The sequence below is a fragment of the Blautia sp. NSJ-175 genome (genome assembly GCF_022867815.1).
Classification (GTDB): domain Bacteria; phylum Bacillota; class Clostridia; order Lachnospirales; family Lachnospiraceae; genus Blautia; species Blautia celeris.
On record NZ_JALIFQ010000017.1, the window covers coordinates 26,767 to 44,745 of the forward strand.

The window sequence follows — 17,979 nt, forward strand, 5'->3', positions numbered from 1 at the left end:
ATGTTGACATTTCTGCCGCCATTATATATAATAACAAATGCTGAATGACACAGCCGAAACAAAATAACGAAGCGTGGCTCAGTTTGGTAGAGCGCTGCGTTCGGGACGCAGAGGTCGCGTGTTCGAATCACGTCGCTTCGACTTTCAGCAGAAGCATCGGAAACGTAAAGTTTCCGGTGCTTTTTTCTTGCCCAAAAACAAGGACCTCTCAATTGAGAAGCCCCATCTGTCTCAGTATAAATATAGTAACAAACAATGTAAATATAGAAACAGCACTGCTGAAAACCACAAGCTGCCCTGCAAGCTGTTCATCTGCTCCCGCCTGCTGGGCCATGATATAGCTTGACACCGCGACCGGTGTCTGGTAAGCCAGCAGTGCCGCCAGCAGGTCTGAATTACGATATCCCATTGCAACAACCATAGGAATAAAGATAAGTGGCAGAATCACCATCTTGACCGCAACTACCCCTCCGGCAATTTTCAAGTTCCCCCTCACTTTAGAGAAATCAAAGTCTCCTCCCAGGATCAAAAACGCAATGGGTGTCGCCAGTTTTGCCAGATCATTCAGCGTGGTGTCTGCAGCCTTGGGAAGTTTAAAGCCCAGAAGCGAGGCAATGATTCCCAGAACCGATGCGATGATCAGCGGATTTTTCAGAATCCCCACAAGAACCTTCTTAAAGTCCCGCTCCCTCTTTCCTCCGAAAAAGGACAGCGCGATCACTGCCAGAAAATTATACATTGGCACCAGAACCGCGCTTAAAATAGCGGCAGTCACCGTATTGGCCGAACCATACATATTCTCCACCACCGCCACTCCGAATATGACGTAGTTGCTCCTGAAAATCCCCTGGATCACCACGCCCTGCTGGTTTTCCTTTTTCACAACTTTAGGTACAATGAGACATAAAAGAACAAATAAAAGAAGCAGACTACCTGCCGCAAAAAAACAAAGCCCGCCCTGCATCTGCTCCCTGATGTTGCTCTGATATATATTTTTAAACAGCATACAGGGCAAAAATACTTTAAATACAAGGGAATTTGCTTTTTTCAGCAGGTCTTTGTCTGCAAGATCCGTATAATTAGCTATTGCGTAGCCTATCACCATCAGGAAAAATAATGGGGCGATGACATTAAAAGACAATATGATATTTTCCATTTCTGTTCCTCCCGGCGGTTTTATCCGCATGATTGTCTATTATACGCTCTTCTCTCTGCCTGCACAATTCCCTTCCCGCACGGTTTTAAATATTTTTGCTGTCACCCTGTGCCCCACTTCCGTGACGATTCATTGCTTCATTATGTCTTACGATCAGTGAGACAGCGCTTTTACTTTCTTTCACCTCTTTTTTACCCATACGGAAAAGGGCTAAAAAACAGAGGCCTGAATAAAATCATTCAAGCCTCTTCACACTTTCCCTTTCACTTAAACTGGAAGGTATGGCGATCTTCATATGCGGCGTTCCGCTCTCCAGCAGTCCCCGCCTCAAAAGTTTCACTGCCTCCTGGGCCATCTCTTCCAGATGAATGCTGATACTGGAAAGCTGTGGCTGCATCAGGGTTGCAAGTACTGTGTCGTTGTAACTCAAAATGCTGAAGTCCTCAGGTACCCGGTACCCCATCTGCTGCACCCCCTGCATTACACCAATAGCTGTGGCCTCATTAAAAGTAAAAAATGCTGTGGCAGGATTTTTTTCTTCTTTCAGGTAAGCACTTGTCTTCTCCAGCACATTGGCTGCCTCCCTGTCAGTGTCCAGATAAACCGCCTTTAAGTCTTTTCTGTAATACTTCATGTACTCCCCGAATATTTTTCTTCGTTTTTCCGGCGCGTCATTGCCCATGGAGTCCGTTGACATCAAAGGACCCACAAATGCAATGGTTTTGTGGCCCATTTCAGCCAAATAGTTCACCCCTTGATGAATCCCCACCTGGAAATTCGGCACCACAGAGCTGAACCGCTCCTCATACGGTGAAGAGTCCAGAAAAACGATCTGGTTCGTCCACTGCTCCATGGCATGAATCTGCCTTGCGCCAAACTGCCCCACTGCTATAATTCCGTTCAGCCCTGACTGGCTGTTGCTCTTATAGCATTCCTCCTCCTCATCGTACTGAAGGGTGACCGTCTCAAATCCCTCCTCAAAACAGCTTTTATCCAGGCTGCTTTTTAGATACAGATAATAAGGGTCCTCCAGCTTCATCTGGGAATCCATCATTTCAATCATTCCGATTCTGAGCTGTGCTGCTTTCTTACGGCTGCTTCTGACACTCTTACTTTCGTAGTCCAGTTTGCCGGCTACCCTCAGGATTTCTTCTCTGGTACTGTCAGTCACACTGAGGGAGACATCATGATTCAGCACTCTGGAAATCGTAGCTATAGAATAACCGGTCAGCTCAGAGATTTCTTTTAGTGTAGCCATATCACTCACTCCGCTTATCTTATGGTAATTTTACTTGTTTTGCCCTTGCCTTTTACTTAATTTAAATCATATCATTTTTACCTTTTATTTACAAGAAAATACGAGCAGACTGGCAGGAATCAGCATATTACACAACAATGCCGTCAGGGATTTTCCAGTGGCGCAATAAAATCCTTCATGCTATAATAAGGCCAAAACCACGCATTCTGCGAAAAAGGAGACAGCTATGATCGAACAGCTCCCAAAAGCTTTCCTCAGCCGCATGGAGGACATGCTTCAGGATGAATATACTGCGTTTATAAAAAGCTATGAAAATCCAAGACATTTCGGCCTCAGAGTCAATACACTGAAAATTTCCGTGGAGGAATTTCTCAAAATAAATCCGTTTCATCTGACACCTGTTCCATGGACAGAAAACGGCTTTTACTATGAGGAGGCAGACCACCCGGCAAAGCATCCCTACTATGCCGCCGGCCTGTACTATCTGCAGGAGCCCAGCGCAATGGCTCCCGCCGCGCTTCTTCCCGTCACGCCGGGGGACTATGTACTGGACCTCTGCGCAGCCCCCGGAGGCAAGGCCACAGAACTGGGCGCAAAGTTAAAGAAGGAGGGTATGCTGGTTGCCAATGATATCAGCAATTCCCGTGCGAAAGCCCTGCAGCGAAATATTGAACTGTGCGGCATCACCAACTCGTTTATCACCAATGAAATACCCGCATCACTGGCTAAAGCCATGCCGGAATTCTTTGATAAGATCCTGGTCGACGCTCCCTGTTCCGGGGAGGGAATGTTCAGAAAAGAACCTGCGGTTGCAAAAACATGGGATGAGGACAGACCCGACTTCTTTGCAAAGCTGCAGCGGGAATGTGTCTCTGCCGCCATTTCCATGCTGAAGCCCGGCGGGCTGATGCTCTACTCCACCTGTACCTTTGCGCCGGTTGAAAATGAAGGGACGGTTTCCTTTATCCTGGAAGAGTATCCGGAAATGGAACTTTTGGAGATTGACGGATATGAGGGATTTTCCCCCGGCAATCCGGAATGGGGAAATAAAAATCCCGAACTTGCCAAATGCCTTCGTATTTTCCCTCACAAAATGGACGGGGAAGGACATTTTATGGCACTTATGAGAAAGAAAGGCAGCTCCCGGCAGACCATATCCGACTTCGGTACAAAACCGGATAAAGAGGCACAGAAGCTGCTGTCTGAATTTTTCGCGGAGAAAGATATTCCTTTCCCCGCCAATCGCATAGAAGTGCGCAGCAGCAATGTATATTGTCTGCCGCCTGCGGATAACCGCTTCAGGGGAATCCGCTTTCTCAGAAACGGACTGTTTCTGGGTGAGTTAAAGAAAAACCGTTTTGAACCATCCCAGCCGCTGGCACTGGCCCTGAAAGCCCATGAATTTCCCTCCTGCCTCAGCCTTTCCCCGCAGGACGACCGCATTGGACGTTATCTGAAGGGAGAAACCCTTCTGGTGGAAAAAGGGGAGTGCACAAAGGAGAAAGGGTGGCAGCTCATCTGTGTGGATGACTTCCCCCTGGGTTTTGGAAAGCTGGTAAACGGCACATTAAAAAATAAATATCCCGCCGGATGGCGTATACATTAATTTTCATGGAGCTGCCTGTCCATGTCCCCGAACATATCCCGGACAAGACTGAGCAGTTCCTCCTCTTTCACAGCAAATACAATGGCAGCCATGTAAAGAATCAGCTCAGGCAGATCGGATTCTTTTTTCATTACGGTCCTGTCTGTCAGGGAATACATTTCCACGTACCTGATTTCCACTGAGGTCTTAATATGCCCGATAATACCGCCGCGGCTGTCTATCTCACCTGCCAGCGCCTCCATATACTCTGTGAGCAGTTTTCCGGCCCTGCCCCTGTCCGCTGCTGTGTGGTACTCTGCCGAAACCACAACAGCATTGTCCTGCAGAAGGGACGTTACTTTCAGTTTTTCTTTTTTCTGCGTACATGAAGGGCATTGACATGCTTCGTCATGATGATGTTCGTGTACATGATGACCGTCTCCGGCATGGTCGTGACCGCACGTTCCGTGACCTTCCGCTGTATGATCATGTCCGCACATTTGGTGACCTTCTGCTCCATGGTCATGTCCATGTTCATGCTGCCTCTGCATATTTTTTTCATCTTCAATCATTATCCGTCACTCCCATCACCATATCCCACACATGTTCCTCCACATGGCCGACTGCTGAGGTAGCGATCCGCGCGGCATTCGGGTTCATCTCCGCAATATCCTTCTCCACAGTCCTGAGCACATCCTCGGACACCAGATCTGCCTTATTCATGAGAACTACGTCTGCACGCTCTGTCTGCCCCACAAAAAGTTCCCGCATGGCATTCAGAAGCCGTTTCCATCTGGATACATCCACCACCGTACAGACACGTGATTCCATCCCGATCCCTGCCGCCAGGTTATCCTGTATCAGCCCCGGATATGCCAGACCCGTTGTCTCCACGATCAGCCAGTCAGGAGTATACTGCTTTTCAATCTCATAGGCAGCGGAGACCAGTTCCCCCGCCAGAGTACAGCAGGCACAGCCATTGAAGAGATTCTCCACGTCAAATCCGTTTCCCCGCAGAAGCTTGTCATCTATCCCTTCTCTTCCCACCTCATTTTCCAGGATCACCACTTTATAGGCACTGCCTGACCCGGAACTGTCCACCAGATAGCGGGCAAGCTGGAGGAGGAGCGTTGTCTTACCTGATCCCAGAAAACCGCCTAATATCAATACCTTCATTTATCATCACTTCTTCCTGCATCACTGCCGTATCACTTTTCATGCGATGCATCACTTTTTATAGAACGCATCACCGTAACGGAATACTTCATCAAACAAGATACCATTTTTTCTTATTACTTCGGGATCATCGATCGCCCCCAGATATCCGCCGCACCAGCAGAAACCGCCGCCCGGTGCCAGGCGGTCCATGGTATCCCTTACAGCCTGCCGTATTTCTTCTTCTGTCACATTCGGGTCAGCCAGATGGTCGCGCGGGTCGAATCCACCCATGATCACCAGTTTGTTGCCGTACTTCTCTTTGATTCCCGTCAGGTCATTACAAGTCTGCGCCGGGTCCCAGGCATTGACGCCGATGGAGAGCCAATCCTCAATGAAAGGTTCTGCCTTGCCGCAGTTATGCATGGTAATGGGGATTCCCAGATCACGCCCGAATTTTGCCTGTCTGTTGTGGAAGGGCAGTACCAGGTCATGATACATCTGCTGGGAGATAAAAGGAGCTCTCCAGGCAGCCGTGTCATCCATAAGGGTCAGCACATCAGGCTTCACATAGCCGATGATCTGCCGTGTGATCTCCGTATAAAAATCACACATGTAATCAAAAAGCGCGTATACCTCCTCCGGTTCCTCCGCCATGGCACAGAGACCTTCCGTAAATCCCATGAAAGCCATCAGGTTCTGGAAATATCCCACGTGAAGATTCAGGGCTATGGCTGTATCCTCCCGGTTTACCCCCTGGCGGTAAAAACCCTCCAGTTGTTTTTTCGCCATGGCTTCCCAGTCTACACCTTCCAGGGAGGGTGCTTTGATCACATCCCGCCACTTCGTAATGTCATCCAGGATAAATTCGCCGGGTTTTGGAAGCAGGGCATTTCCGGTCTCTCTTGTGGGGACATAGGTAACACCCCAGCAGTCCTTGCCGCCTCCCTGAAAACGGAAATACGCCACGATTTCAGGCTCCAGCATACAGGATGTACAGGGTCTGGTCATATTGGGCATAGGGCCGAAACTATAGGTCGGAACCCACTCCGGCTGTTCTCCCCGCAGAGTCATGAGATAATTGGTCTTCTCTGTCATTTTTGCCATATTGTATCCTCCTTCTTGTGATCAGATGCTGCCCGGCATCAAAATCACATATGCGGCCGGACAGAACAATGAACTTTTCTGGTAACTGTTCAGTCAGGTCTGCGCATTTACTGCGCTGACCGTGCAAAAGAGTAGTGGTGGCAGGTATTCGCCCCATCGCGAAGCGATTTTTAATGGGCGAATACCCGTAACGATTCAGCTGGCTGAATAGTTACCTTTTCTGATTCTATTGTATCTTTTCTCCTGACTCTTCACTACGTCTGCGGGGTACAAAAAATGACTTTCTGCTCCTGCCACTTTTGTACTTTTCATTTTCCTTTGCACAGCGCAAAAAAAGCCGCCTGCAGAATGCAAACGGCTTTTTATACTTTCTATGCTTCAGCTTCAGCTTCCACAGGTTCCTCGGCGAGCACCTGTTCGTATTTTTCCAAAATAATGCCCTGGATTCTTTCACGGGTTTCAGAGTTAATCGGATGTGCGATGTCCCTGTACTCACCGTCGGTTGCTTTACGGCTGGGCATGGCAATGAACAAACCTTTCTCCCCTTCGATAACCTTGATGTCATGCACTACAAATTCTTCATCGATTGTAATGGAGACAACAGCTTTCATCTTACCTTCCTTCGCAACTCTTCTTACTCTTACATCTGTGATGTTCATAAAAACCTTCCCCTTTCATATGCCATTCTTAAAAAGTCCTGCTTATGATGTCACTGCACCCTGCACACTTTTTACTTGTGTATTTTCTTATAGTACATAACGCTCGTTCTTCTCCACTACGATCTTAATGCCGTCCTCACCGCAATAGTAGGAATTGGCACGGATCGTATCACGGCTCTCCACGATACAGTTCTCAATGTGGGTATTATCCCCCAGATACACGTCGTTGAGAATAATGGAATTCTTGATCACGCAGTTATTGCCTACAAATACTTTCTTAAACAGAACAGAGTTTTCAACCTGTCCGTTGATGATACATCCGCTGGAAACCAGACTGTTCTTCACATCTGAACCGGGATTATATTTTGCCGGAGGCAAATCATCAATCTTGGACTGTACTCCAGGGTACTGATTGAAGAAGTAATCTCTTACTTTTGGTTTCAGGAAGTCCATATTGGTTCTATAGTAAGATTCCACAGTGGAAATGTTGCTCCAGTAAGTATTGATCTTATAGCCATAGATTCTCTTCAGGTTCTTATAACGGATGAGAATATCTTTTACAAAATCATATCTGTCTTCCTGTGCACATTTTTCCAGAAGCTCAATAAGCTGTCTTCTTCTGATCACGTAGATACCGGTGGAGACAGTATTGGTGCGTGTAACCATGGGTTTCTCTTCAAATTCTTCGATTCTGCTGTCCTCATTCATTTTCAGGCAGCCGAATCTGGTAGTGTCATCCCCATACACATCTGTACAGACAACTGTAATGTCCGCGCGCTTTGCAATATGGTACTCCAGAACTTTATTGAAATCCAGCTTGTACACACCGTCGCCGGATGCGATCACCACATAAGGCTCGTGGCTTGATTTGAGGAAATTCAGGTTCTGGATCATGGCATCTGCTGTGCCTCTGTACCAGAAGCTGTTGTCAGCAGTAATGGTCGGTGTGAAGGTGTAGAGACCTCCCTGCTTTCTGCCGAAATCCCACCATTTGGATGAGCTCAGATGCTCATTCAGGGAACGGGCATTATACTGTGTCAGAACCGCAACTTTTTGAATATGGGAATTTGACATGTTGCTAAGCGCAAAGTCTATGCTGCGGTAACTTCCGGCGATGGGCATTGCCGCAATCGCTCTTTTCTGTGATAACTCTCTCATTTTATTGTTATTGCCGCCGGCAAGAATAATACCTATTGCTCTCATGCTGTCTCACCTTCCTTATTCAATGTTTCGCCGCTCTCCAGTATGCCGTCCGGATAGTCTTCGCCGGTTGTCTCGCCAACAATGGCTGTATTCTTGCCGATCTTCACATCAGACGGAATTACTGTGTTCTCTCCCACAGTTACAAGGCCAAAGGAGTAAACGCCCGGTTTTTCCTTGTTCGGAACCTCCTCGCCGATACCCATGACTACATTGTCCCCCACTGTGACATTCTCAGCAATGATGGCCTTGTCTATCACACAGTTTTCACCGATAAAGGACTGTTTCATGATAATGGAATCGCGCACAACTGCGCCCTTTTTAATAACGACGCCTGCACCAATAACGGAATTATGTACCTCGCCGTATATCTCAGTTCCCTCTCCCACTATACTTCTCTCCACCACAGCGTCAGCGGAAATATACTGCGGAGGAATAATATCACTCTTGGTATAAATCTTCCAGAACTCTTCATATAAATTAAATTCAGGAATGATATCGATCAGCTCCATATTGGCTTCCCAATAGGACCCCAGTGTTCCGACATCTTTCCAGTATCCGTTGTACTCATAGGCAAAGAGGCGCTGGCCTTTTTCCTTGCAGTACGGAAGGATATGTTTGCCAAAGTCACATCCGGGCTGGTCTTTCAGTGCGAGAAGGGCTTCCTTCAGTACCGGCCAGCTGAAAATGTAAATACCCATGGATGCCAGATTGCTCTTCGGATGCTCCGGTTTCTCCTCAAAATCCGTAACGCGTCCTGACTCATCTGTGATAGCAAGACCAAAGCGGCTTGCCTCCTCCCACGGAACAGGCATACATGCCAGTGTGACATCAGCTTTGTTTGCTTTGTGGTAATCCAACATTACCTCATAGTCCATTTTATAAATGTGGTCGCCGCCCAGGATCAGCACATAATCGGGATTGAACTCCTCCATATATGCCATGTTCTGGTAGATAGCGTTTGCAGTTCCTGTATACCATTCCGTATCCGTCTTCTTCTCGTATGGCGGAAGAATGGATACGCCCCCAACATTCTTATCGAGATCCCACGGAATACCGATGCCGATATGAGTATTCAGGCGAAGCGGCTGGTACTGTGTAAGTACACCTACGGTATCAACTCCTGAATTAATGCAGTTGCTCAGCGGGAAATCAATTATTCTGTATTTTCCCCCGAATGTTACTGCGGGTTTTGCGACTTTTGCAGTCAGTACGCCTAATCTGCTGCCTTGTCCACCTGCGAGCAACATTGCAATCATCTCTTTCTTAATCATGCAATCACCTCTTGTATATTCTATGATTTTTCTATTATACCACATTAAATCATAATTGTGAACAATTTTAACAATTTTTTTTCGACTTTACTTTAGTTTTTGTGACATTTTACCTGCCTGTTACCAATTCTGTAACTGGGGGTTTCATTTTCTACTCTTTTTAGGTATAATAAACGCAAACAGTGTTCCATTGACACTGCCCCATATAATAATAAAGAAGAGAAAGGAAGCACAACCTTATGTATCAGATAGATTTTAATAAGCCGCTGCACATTCATTTCATCGGCATCGGCGGCATCAGCATGAGCGGCCTGGCTGAAATCCTTTTAAAAGAAAATTTCCCCATATCAGGTTCAGACTCCAGAAAGTCGGAACTGACTGCCCATCTGGAGAGCCTTGGCGCCACTGTCCGCATTGGCCAGCGCGCTTCCAATATCACAGATGACATTGAACTGGTTGTCTATACAGCCGCCATCCACGAGGACAATCCGGAGTTTGCATGTGCCCGCCAAAAAGGGCTCCCCATGCTCACAAGAGCGGAGCTTCTGGGACAGATCATGAAGAACTATGAAATACCTGTGGCTGTATCAGGCACACACGGCAAAACCACCACCACTTCCATGATTTCACACATCCTGCTGGAGGCTGATGCCGACCCTACGATCTCTGTGGGCGGAATACTGCCTGCCATTCACGGCAATATCCGTGTGGGCCGGTCAGAGACCTTTGTCACAGAGGCCTGTGAGTACACCAACAGCTTTCTGAGCTTTTTCCCCAAGATCAGCATCATCCTGAATATTGACGCGGACCATCTGGATTTCTTCAAGGACCTGGACGATATCCGCCATTCCTTTAAGCTGTTTGCAGAGAAGCTGCCCGCTGACGGAACCCTGATCATCAGCAGCGATATTCCGGATTATGAGGAGATCACCAAAGACCTTTCCTGTGAGATCATCACCTGCGGACTGGAGCACACGGCTGATTACATGGCCAAAAACATTATCTTTGATGAATTTGCCCACGCTTCCTTTGACTGCGTAAAAGGTGATGAGGTGCTTGGCCGGTTCTCTCTGTCTGTTCCCGGAGTCCACAACGCTGCCAATGCCCTGTCCGCCATAGCCCTTGGTGAAAAGCTCGGCCTTTCCATGGAGGATATTCAGAAAGGACTTCTGCACTTCGGCGGCACTGACAGGCGTTTCCAGTACAAGGGCAAAGTGGGCGGCGTCACCATCATCGACGACTATGCCCATCATCCGACAGAAATCGCCGCCACACTGCGCACAGCCAAGAATTATCCGCACAGAACAACCTGGTGTGTCTTCCAGCCGCATACGTATACCAGGACAAAAGCCCTGATGCACGAGTTTGCGGAGGCCCTGACACTGGCCGACAAAGTGGTTCTGGCTGACATATACGCTGCGCGGGAAACCGACAACCTGGGAATCTCATCCCTAAATCTGCGGGATCTGGTGGCCTCCCTTGGTACAGATGCGTATTATTTTTCCACATTTGATGAGATAGAAGAATTTTTATTAAAAAATTGTATCCACGACGATTTGTTGATAACTATGGGTGCCGGAGATGTGTATAAAATCGGCGAAAACCTGTTAGGAATGTAAAGTTATCCACATTATCCACATGCTTATACACATTTACTCCAGAATAAGCATGTGGATTTTTTTGGGTATAAGCCAGTTAACATAATAATGTTACATAATTTGATGTAAACCTTTAAAATCCCTATCTTTTCGACATTTTTCGGTTGCCAATAAAAATACTCCACTTTTTTATCCACATTATCCACATTTCCCACAAAGTTTTCAACACATCTAAGCAGACGCCTCTCCTAAAAAATGCATATTCTCTTTTCAAAAATTATATGTTATACTTACAAAAGACGGGGAAACACTTGCTTGGGCGGACCTTTTTTACATGTCTGCGCCGGGCGTACATGAAAAGTTGTTTTCCTGTTTGTCGTGCCGGAATCTTTTCGGCTAACTGGATTTCAGGATAGAAAAGGATGTTAGACATGGGACAGTTCATCATACATAATGATTTTCCCGGAGACTTTACTTTTGTCTCCAACTATTTTCTGGATACTTATATGCCGCAGGCCAACGGAGAATTTGTCAAAATATATCTCTGGCTTCTGCGCAGTGCTTCTGTATCCGGCACCGCTCTGGAGCTGTCATCTATTGCCGATATCTTTAACTGTACGGAAAATGATGTGCTCCGCGCATTAAAATACTGGAAAAATACAGGCGTCCTTGATGTGACCTTCGACGGACGCGGTAATTTAAAAGAACTCCGGCTGTGTTCCCTCACGGGCGGAGCTAAAGCTGCGCCGGCCAGGCCTAATACGGCTCCAACGGCCAAAGCTCTGTCTCCGGCTGTGCCCGAGGCGGCAGCCTCCAGGGAAAAAGTACAGCCTTCCGGGCAGAAGGCCCTGTCTCCCGACAAAGTAAAAGAACTGTCCGGCCGGGAAGACGTAATTGAACTTCTGTTTATTGCGGAACAATATCTGGGGAAGACCCTGACTCCCACAGAGATCAACAAGCTCCTGTACTTTTATGAAGAGCTGCATTTCTCAAAGGATCTGATGGAGTATCTGATCGAATACTGTGTCTCCAAGGGAAGCCGCAGTATCCGCTATATTGAAACCGTGGCCCTTGCCTGGGCAGAGCAGAAGATCACTACTGTAGAACAGGCCAAGCAGGAGACCAATACCTATAACAGGAATTTCTTTGCTATCCTCAAGGCTTTCGGCATCAAGAACCGGAACCCCGTGGACGAGGAGATCCGTTATATGAACCTCTGGCTCAATGAGTACGCCTTTACGCTGGATGTCATATCCGCGGCCTGCAGCCGTACTGTCATTGCCACAGGACAGCCCAATTTCGCCTACGCGGATTCTATTCTGCACAACTGGCAGAAAAAGGGCGTCAAGCACCTGTCTGATATAGACAAGCTGGACGAGGACCGCCGTCAGCAGAAGGCCGCCAAGGCCGAGAACAGCGCTGCACGTCCGAAACCGGCACCATCCAAAAATAAATTCAACAACTTCCACCAACGCACCTACAATGTGGACGAACTGGAAAAGCAATTACTGAAATAGCGGAGTAACGATTCAGCAGGCAGGTCTGCGCATTTACTGCGCTGGCTGTAAGAATACTGAACAGTTACACAACGGAACGCAATTAAGGAGAGTACTGTGTCGCTGAATAATTTCCAATACGATGCGCTGATGCGCGCATACAATGAGAAACAACTGAATCACAAGCATGAGCAGGATGAACACATCCGGCAGGCTTATGATAAGATTCCACGTCTCCAGGAAATCGACGGAGAGATTGCATCCCTGAGTCTGAAAAAGGCAAGGGCTCTGCTGCTCCCCTCACCCAAGGATGACTTTGACCTCTCCGCCGCCATTGCGGAGCTGTCCGAAGAGCGGACCGCCCTTCTGCAGATCCACGGCTATCCGCCTGACTATCTGGAACTGAAGTATGACTGCCCGTTCTGTAAAGACACCGGCTATGTAGAGAATCAGAAATGTTCCTGTTTTAAGAAAGCCGCTGTAGATTTACTGTATATACAGTCCAATATCAGGGAAATACTTGAAACAGAGAACTTTGAGAACTTTTCCTTTGAATATTATCCTCAGGACATCACCAACCCCGCCACCGGCCTCAGTGCACTGGAGACGGCTCAGGACGCAGTGGATAAGGCCTGGGATTTTATTGACCGTTTTCAGGAGCATCCGTGCGGCCTGTTCTTCTACGGCGACACAGGTGTGGGAAAGACCTACCTCTCCCACTGTATTGCCAAGGAACTCATTGACAGGGCGTATTTTGTGCTGTATTTTTCATCCTTTGACCTCTTCGACCTGTTGGCGAAGAATACCTTCCAGAAGGATGCAGCCGCCTCTGATGTGGCCGGGTTCATCTATGACTGCGACCTGCTCATCATTGACGATCTGGGAACCGAGCTTACCAATAATTTCGTGGCAAGCCAGCTTTTCTGCTGCATCAATGAACGCATCATGAACCATAAATCTACTATCATTTCCACCAACCTTGCCATGGATGATTTTCTGGAGACATATTCCGAGCGTATCTTCTCCAGGATTTCCAGCAATTACACCATGCTGAAGCTGGTCGGAAATGATATAAGAATCCAAAAAAAACTTTTAGGAGGAAAGTAAAACATGTCACCAAAAGATGCAACTCCCTTAGATTCCCTTCCCGTAGGCCGCCTTGGCATCATACCGCTGAAAAGCTGTGAAAAACTGGGCTCCAGGGTCGATGACTACATTGTAAAATGGCGCAGGGACCGTGAACATCAGGAGCAAAAGAACCTGGAGTTTGAAGGCTATGAACGGGACTCTTACCTGGTCAAAGCACAGACCCCCCGCTTTGGAAGCGGAGAGGCAAAGGGCATTCTGGGCGAGTCCGTACGCGGCGATGATATCTATGTCATGGTGGATGTGTGCAACCACAGCCTCACCTATTCCCTCTGCGGCCACACAAACCACATGTCACCGGATGACCACTTCCAGGACCTCAAGCGCGTCATTGCTGCCATCGGCGGAAAGGCCAGACGTATCAATGTCATTATGCCCTTTCTCTACGAGAGCCGCCAGCACAAGCGCTCAGGCAGGGAATCCCTGGACTGTGCCATTGCTCTGCAGGAGTTAGTGAACATGGGTGTGGACAATATCATTACCTTTGATGCCCATGACCCCCGCGTGCAGAATTCCATCCCTCTGCACGGCTTTGAGACGGTACAGCCGTCCTACCAGTTTATCAAAGGTCTTTTCAAGGCAGAACCTGACCTTGAGATAACCAGTGACAACACCATGGTGATCAGCCCCGATGCCGGCGGTACCGGACGTGCCATCTATCTGGCCAACGTACTGGGCGTGGATATGGGTATGTTCTACAAACGCCGTGATTACTCCACTATCATTGACGGCCGCAATCCTATCGTTGCCCATGAGTTTCTGGGAACCGATGTTGCGGGCAAGAATATGATCATTATTGATGACATGATCTCCTCCGGCGACAGCATGCTGGAAGTTGCCGCACTTCTGAAGAGTAAAGGGGCAGGTAAGATTTTCATGTGCTCCACCTTCGGACTCTTCACAAACGGAATGGAAAAATTCGACAAAGCCTTCGAGAGAGGTGATTTTGACAGACTGCTCACCACCAATCTGGTGTACCAGCCCGATGAGCTTCTGCAGAAGGAATATTATGTAAACTGCGATATGAGCAAATACATTGCCCTGCTCATTGATACTCTGAACCACGATGCCTCTATCAGCAAGCTGCTGAATCCGGTTGAGAGGATCAATAAGCTGATGGTAAAGCATAAAAAACAACTGGAAAACAAAGAAGCATAAAAAGAAACAGGGATGGGGCCGCAAGATGCGGTTTCCATCCCTGTTCTCTTTATCCCTTGACTGCTCCTACTATCAGACTCTTCTGCACCTCTTTTGACAGCAGTACATACAGAAAAATAGTTGGAAATGTAGCCAACACAAGCGCTGCCCCGATAGGCCCCCATTTTGTATTGTACTGCCCTGCCAGTGTCTGGATACCTGCTGTCAGCGTCTTAAACTCCGTGGAATTGACAAAGGTTGTGGCAAACATCAGCTCATTCCATGTATTCATAAAAGTAAAGATGCTGGCTGTAGCAACAGCCGGTTTCATAAGCGGAAAAATGATCCTGATGACCATCTGGTAGATGTTACATCCGTCTATACAGGCCGACTCCTCCAATTCTCCCGGTATCCCCGAGATAAAACCGGAAAAGATCAGTATAGTCATGGGAACGGCAAAGGCGGTATAGGGCAGGATCAGGGACACATATCCCCCCAGAAGATGAAAATTTTTCAGCATCAGCATAACGGGCAGCAGTGCGGCATGCATGGGAATCATAAGCCCAAGCATAAGTACCGCATACACGTTCTTACTCATCTTCCATCTCATTCTGTTTAAGGCATAGGAAGCAAACAGGGAAACTGCGCTGGTGATCAGAATACTGGCTCCCACAACGATCACACTGTTTAGGAAAAATCTTCCGATGTTGGCGCCGACTATGGCTACCTGATAGTTTTCCCATATAAATTCCTTCGGCAGCCCTATGACATTTGCCCCAAATATCTCCTCATTGCTCTTCAGGGAAAACGCAAACAGCCAGTAGAGAGGAAAAAGCTGGATCAATGCCCATACGATCAGCAGGATCTGAATCAATGGCTTATTCTTTCTTATCCTTTTCACCCTTTATTCCTCCTCTGCTCTGAAAAGCTTTTGAACCCCAATATACAGAAAGAAGCATATAAGTACAATGATGACCGCCATAGCGCTTCCGTAACCATACTGGTTCCGTTTGAAAATTGTCCATACCATCAATGTTGTAGGGACTTCGCTGGCATGGGCAGGGCCGCCCTCTGTCAGGACATAGACCATATCAAAGGTTTTAAATGACCCCACCAGAGAAAAGATGATACAGGTTCGTATCATAGGCTTCACAAGCGGAATGGTCACACAGAAAGCTGTCTTGACCCTTGACGCACCGTCTATTTTCGCAGCATCGAAAATATCCGCGGATACAGACTTTATGGAAGAGTAAAATAACAGCATATAATACCCTATGTACTGCCAGATAATAGGCACGATAACTGCCCCCAGGACTGTTTTTTTGTCTCCCAGCCATGCCCTTGTAAGCCCGTCCAGCCCAATCCCCCTTAAAAGGGTATTCAGCAGTCCGTAATCAGGATGGTAGATTTTCCCCCAAAGCTGCCCGATTGCCACACCGGAAATTATGACAGGAATAAAGAAAATGGTAATGTATGCCCGTTCTCCCTTTATCCCCCCTGACAACAGCAGCGCAAATGCCATTCCGGCGGGAAGCTGGATCAGCAGTGACAGGACTGCTATGATCAGACTGTTGCGCAGGGCCAGTAAAAATTTATCGCTCTGGTCCGTAAACAGCCTTACATAATTGGCAAGCCCTACAAACTCCTGCTTTCCCATTCCATCCCATTCCAACAGGCTGTAATACCCTGACAGGAATACCGGCGCAGCTACGATCATCAGAAAAAGTATCACCACAGGCAGCATAAACAGAAATATAGCCTGTTTATTTTTCAGCAACCGGTTCATATAACCCCTCCATTCGGTTAATTCAGGGTATCCATCTTCTCACAGAATTCCTCAGCAGAGATATCTCCCATGGATAAATCGATCAGAGCATAGAGGTAATCCTGGGCTGCACTGCCCTCAAAGAATGTATCCCACCATGCGATATATCCTGTAGCATTCTGCGCGTCCTCCGCGATGGTCTTAAACAGCGGATCTATCTTACTTTCATTCACCTGGTCCTTTACATCCCAAACCGGCATGTCAAGACTCGCCTGGTAGGATTTCAGAGACATTTTATAGGAAATTTTCTGAAGCACTTCAAATGCTTTTTCCGGATATTTTGTCTCCTTATTGATGACAAAACCGTCCGATGCGCCGCCGACATACTCATTCACCGTACCCTTGCCGTCCTCCATAACAGGAAACGGTATGGTGATCACGTCATCTTTTACGGTTGAGGATTCCCCGTTAATGAAACCGCAGGACCAGGAACCGTTATAGAACATGGCTGCTTTTCCAAGCGTAAAATCCGCAAGCGCTTCGTCGTTGCTGATAGCCACTGCGTTCTCTGTAAAAGCTCCGGCTTTTGACATCTCCTCAAATTTCTTTGCCGCATTTTCAAAATCAGGGTCTGTAAAGGTACTCTCTCCCGAAAGAATCTTTGTTACATTCTCAATTCCGCATGCGCGGACTCCCATCATATCAAACACCTTGCCGATGGCCCATCTGTCTTTTGCCCCCAGAGAGATGGGCGTCACACCATTTTCCCTTAAGGTTTTGCAGGCTTCCAGCAGTTCCGAATAGGTTGTGGGGATCTCCACATTGTTCTCTTCCATAATCTTCTTATTTATGAACAGATGGCAGGTCGACATCTTAGTCGGAAGTCCGTAAAGCTTATCATCAAAAGTAAAGTAATCCAGAACCCCGGGAAGAAGCTGTCCTTTAATATCCTCTGTCATATATTCATCAATCTGAAGTACCTTATCCGCCTCCACAAAGGGCTTGGTAAAGCCGCCGCCCCATGTGCCGTAAATATCAGGGGCTTCATTGGCTGCCACGGCTGCCTTGATCTTTGTCTTATATGCCTCATTTTCTGCGTAGTCAAGCTGTATATCCAGGGTCGGGTCTTCCTCCATGATCTCCTTAATGGATTCCTGGAACGCAACTGCTGACTTATCATCAGGATTCGTTCCGTATAGCGACCAGACTGTAAGCTGCACCTTCTCCTCTTTGTCCTGGCTCTTGTCCTGGCTGGCTGTGGTCTTTGTATCCTCTTTTTTCTCCTCGCTGCTTCCCCCTCCGCATCCTGCTGCTGTCAATGCCATCGCTGCAGCCGTGGTAAAGCATAACACCTTTTTCCATCTTTTCTTCATATTCCGTACCTCTCTCATCTCATTTTTAACCGGCCGGGTTTTATAGTCTTATCCTATCATCTGCCCTCAA

17 protein-coding genes and 1 tRNA gene are annotated in these 17,979 nt (G+C 47.5%); 6 read left to right on the plus strand and 12 right to left on the minus strand.

Annotation, left to right across the window (positions count from 1 at the left end; genetic code table 11):
• The first annotated feature begins 67 nt into the window (after positions 1-67).
• Positions 68-141: transfer RNA gene (locus tag MUB35_RS22025), tRNA-Pro, on the plus strand.
• Between the two features lie 67 nt (positions 142-208).
• Here the strand turns inward: MUB35_RS22025 and MUB35_RS22030 are convergent.
• Both MUB35_RS22030 and MUB35_RS22035 read right to left on the minus strand, forming a co-directional pair.
• Entirely contained in the window at positions 209-1,156 is a 948-nt protein-coding gene (locus tag MUB35_RS22030; RefSeq protein ID WP_033143850.1) for an AEC family transporter, read from the minus strand.
• A 235-nt stretch (positions 1,157-1,391) separates the two neighbouring features.
• Entirely contained in the window at positions 1,392-2,414 is a 1,023-nt protein-coding gene (locus tag MUB35_RS22035; RefSeq protein WP_052099732.1) for a LacI family DNA-binding transcriptional regulator, read from the minus strand.
• A 226-nt stretch (positions 2,415-2,640) separates the two neighbouring features.
• Between MUB35_RS22035 and MUB35_RS22040 the strand changes: the two genes are divergently transcribed.
• On the plus strand, positions 2,641-4,020 hold the full coding sequence (locus MUB35_RS22040) for an RsmF rRNA methyltransferase first C-terminal domain-containing protein (RefSeq protein WP_227246570.1): 1,380 nt from the start codon (positions 2,641-2,643) through the stop codon (positions 4,018-4,020).
• On the opposite strand, the gene MUB35_RS22045 is transcribed toward MUB35_RS22040, so the two are convergent.
• From MUB35_RS22045 to MUB35_RS22075, 7 genes are all read right to left on the minus strand, one after another.
• Complete coding sequence (locus MUB35_RS22045; protein ID WP_033143851.1) at positions 4,017-4,328, minus strand: hypothetical protein; 312 nt, start codon at positions 4,326-4,328, stop codon at positions 4,017-4,019. The genes MUB35_RS22040 and MUB35_RS22045 overlap by 4 nt on opposite strands.
• Before the next feature lie 32 nt (positions 4,329-4,360).
• Positions 4,361-4,561: a hypothetical protein gene (locus tag MUB35_RS22050; RefSeq protein WP_244806849.1), complete on the minus strand. Its 201-nt coding sequence runs from the start codon at positions 4,559-4,561 to the stop codon at positions 4,361-4,363.
• Positions 4,562-4,563: 2 nt separating this feature from the next.
• A complete protein-coding gene (locus MUB35_RS22055) occupies positions 4,564-5,175 on the minus strand; it encodes a GTP-binding protein (RefSeq protein WP_244806850.1) in 612 nt (203 codons plus the stop codon).
• A 51-nt stretch (positions 5,176-5,226) separates the two neighbouring features.
• Complete coding sequence (locus MUB35_RS22060) at positions 5,227-6,261, minus strand: veratrol--corrinoid protein metyltransferase (protein WP_033143854.1); 1,035 nt, start codon at positions 6,259-6,261, stop codon at positions 5,227-5,229.
• A gap of 371 nt (positions 6,262-6,632) precedes the next feature.
• Positions 6,633-6,920, minus strand: coding sequence for a septation regulator SpoVG (gene spoVG, locus MUB35_RS22065; protein WP_033142017.1), 288 nt, complete (start codon positions 6,918-6,920; stop codon positions 6,633-6,635).
• 87 nt (positions 6,921-7,007) lie between these two features.
• Positions 7,008-8,123 (minus strand): glucose-1-phosphate adenylyltransferase subunit GlgD, encoded by a 1,116-nt coding sequence (gene glgD / locus MUB35_RS22070; RefSeq protein ID WP_033142016.1) that lies wholly within the window; start codon positions 8,121-8,123, stop codon positions 7,008-7,010.
• Positions 8,120-9,394 carry a glucose-1-phosphate adenylyltransferase gene (locus MUB35_RS22075; RefSeq protein WP_033142015.1) on the minus strand — a complete coding sequence of 425 codons (1,275 nt, stop codon included), beginning with the start codon at positions 9,392-9,394 and terminating at the stop codon, positions 8,120-8,122. The genes glgD and MUB35_RS22075 overlap by 4 nt, the downstream gene beginning before the upstream one ends.
• A 239-nt stretch (positions 9,395-9,633) precedes the next feature.
• Here MUB35_RS22075 and murC point away from each other — a divergent pair, with 239 nt between their 5' ends.
• The 4 genes from murC (at position 9,634) to MUB35_RS22095 (ending at position 14,792) form a co-directional block, all read left to right on the plus strand.
• Positions 9,634-11,013, plus strand: a complete 1,380-nt coding sequence (gene murC, locus MUB35_RS22080; protein WP_244806851.1) for a UDP-N-acetylmuramate--L-alanine ligase — start codon at positions 9,634-9,636, stop codon at positions 11,011-11,013.
• Between the two features lie 401 nt (positions 11,014-11,414).
• Positions 11,415-12,509: a DnaD domain protein gene (locus MUB35_RS22085; protein WP_320070954.1), complete on the plus strand. Its 1,095-nt coding sequence runs from the start codon at positions 11,415-11,417 to the stop codon at positions 12,507-12,509.
• Between the two features lie 96 nt (positions 12,510-12,605).
• A complete protein-coding gene (locus tag MUB35_RS22090; protein WP_054353095.1) occupies positions 12,606-13,595 on the plus strand; it encodes an ATP-binding protein in 990 nt (329 codons plus the stop codon).
• Positions 13,596-13,598: 3 nt separating this feature from the next.
• Positions 13,599-14,792 (plus strand): ribose-phosphate pyrophosphokinase, encoded by a 1,194-nt coding sequence (locus tag MUB35_RS22095; protein WP_033142011.1) that lies wholly within the window; start codon positions 13,599-13,601, stop codon positions 14,790-14,792.
• Between the two features lie 49 nt (positions 14,793-14,841).
• Here MUB35_RS22095 and MUB35_RS22100 read toward each other — a convergent pair whose 3' ends face one another.
• The 3 genes from MUB35_RS22100 to MUB35_RS22110 are packed head-to-tail and all read right to left on the minus strand — an operon-like array spanning position 14,842 to position 17,909.
• Positions 14,842-15,672, minus strand: coding sequence for a carbohydrate ABC transporter permease (locus MUB35_RS22100; RefSeq protein WP_244806852.1), 831 nt, complete (start codon positions 15,670-15,672; stop codon positions 14,842-14,844).
• A gap of 3 nt (positions 15,673-15,675) precedes the next feature.
• Positions 15,676-16,557: a carbohydrate ABC transporter permease gene (locus MUB35_RS22105; RefSeq protein WP_033142009.1), complete on the minus strand. Its 882-nt coding sequence runs from the start codon at positions 16,555-16,557 to the stop codon at positions 15,676-15,678.
• Between the two features lie 17 nt (positions 16,558-16,574).
• Positions 16,575-17,909, minus strand: coding sequence for an extracellular solute-binding protein (locus tag MUB35_RS22110; protein ID WP_244806853.1), 1,335 nt, complete (start codon positions 17,907-17,909; stop codon positions 16,575-16,577).
• Between the last annotated feature and the right edge of the window lie 70 nt (positions 17,910-17,979).

What these genes read in the sequence shown, in the direction of transcription:
- MUB35_RS22030 (WP_033143850.1), bottom strand. Translation starts at nt 1,156, where the DNA reads ATGGAAAATATCATATTGTCTTTTAATGTCATCGCCCCATTATTTTTC.
- MUB35_RS22055 (WP_244806850.1), bottom strand. Translation starts at nt 5,175, where the DNA reads ATGAAGGTATTGATATTAGGCGGTTTTCTGGGATCAGGTAAGACAACG.
- MUB35_RS22110 (WP_244806853.1), bottom strand. Translation starts at nt 17,909, where the DNA reads ATGAAGAAAAGATGGAAAAAGGTGTTATGCTTTACCACGGCTGCAGCG.
- glgD (WP_033142016.1), bottom strand. Translation starts at nt 8,123, where the DNA reads ATGAGAGCAATAGGTATTATTCTTGCCGGCGGCAATAACAATAAAATG.
- murC (WP_244806851.1), top strand. Translation starts at nt 9,634, where the DNA reads ATGTATCAGATAGATTTTAATAAGCCGCTGCACATTCATTTCATCGGC.
- MUB35_RS22035 (WP_052099732.1), bottom strand. Translation starts at nt 2,414, where the DNA reads ATGGCTACACTAAAAGAAATCTCTGAGCTGACCGGTTATTCTATAGCT.
- MUB35_RS22075 (WP_033142015.1), bottom strand. Translation starts at nt 9,394, where the DNA reads ATGATTAAGAAAGAGATGATTGCAATGTTGCTCGCAGGTGGACAAGGC.
- MUB35_RS22095 (WP_033142011.1), top strand. Translation starts at nt 13,599, where the DNA reads ATGTCACCAAAAGATGCAACTCCCTTAGATTCCCTTCCCGTAGGCCGC.
- MUB35_RS22085 (WP_320070954.1), top strand. Translation starts at nt 11,415, where the DNA reads ATGTTAGACATGGGACAGTTCATCATACATAATGATTTTCCCGGAGAC.
- MUB35_RS22040 (WP_227246570.1), top strand. Translation starts at nt 2,641, where the DNA reads ATGATCGAACAGCTCCCAAAAGCTTTCCTCAGCCGCATGGAGGACATG.
- MUB35_RS22050 (WP_244806849.1), bottom strand. Translation starts at nt 4,561, where the DNA reads ATGAAAAAAATATGCAGAGGCAGCATGAACATGGACATGACCATGGAG.
- MUB35_RS22060 (WP_033143854.1), bottom strand. Translation starts at nt 6,261, where the DNA reads ATGGCAAAAATGACAGAGAAGACCAATTATCTCATGACTCTGCGGGGA.
- spoVG (WP_033142017.1), bottom strand. Translation starts at nt 6,920, where the DNA reads ATGAACATCACAGATGTAAGAGTAAGAAGAGTTGCGAAGGAAGGTAAG.
- MUB35_RS22105 (WP_033142009.1), bottom strand. Translation starts at nt 16,557, where the DNA reads ATGAACCGGTTGCTGAAAAATAAACAGGCTATATTTCTGTTTATGCTG.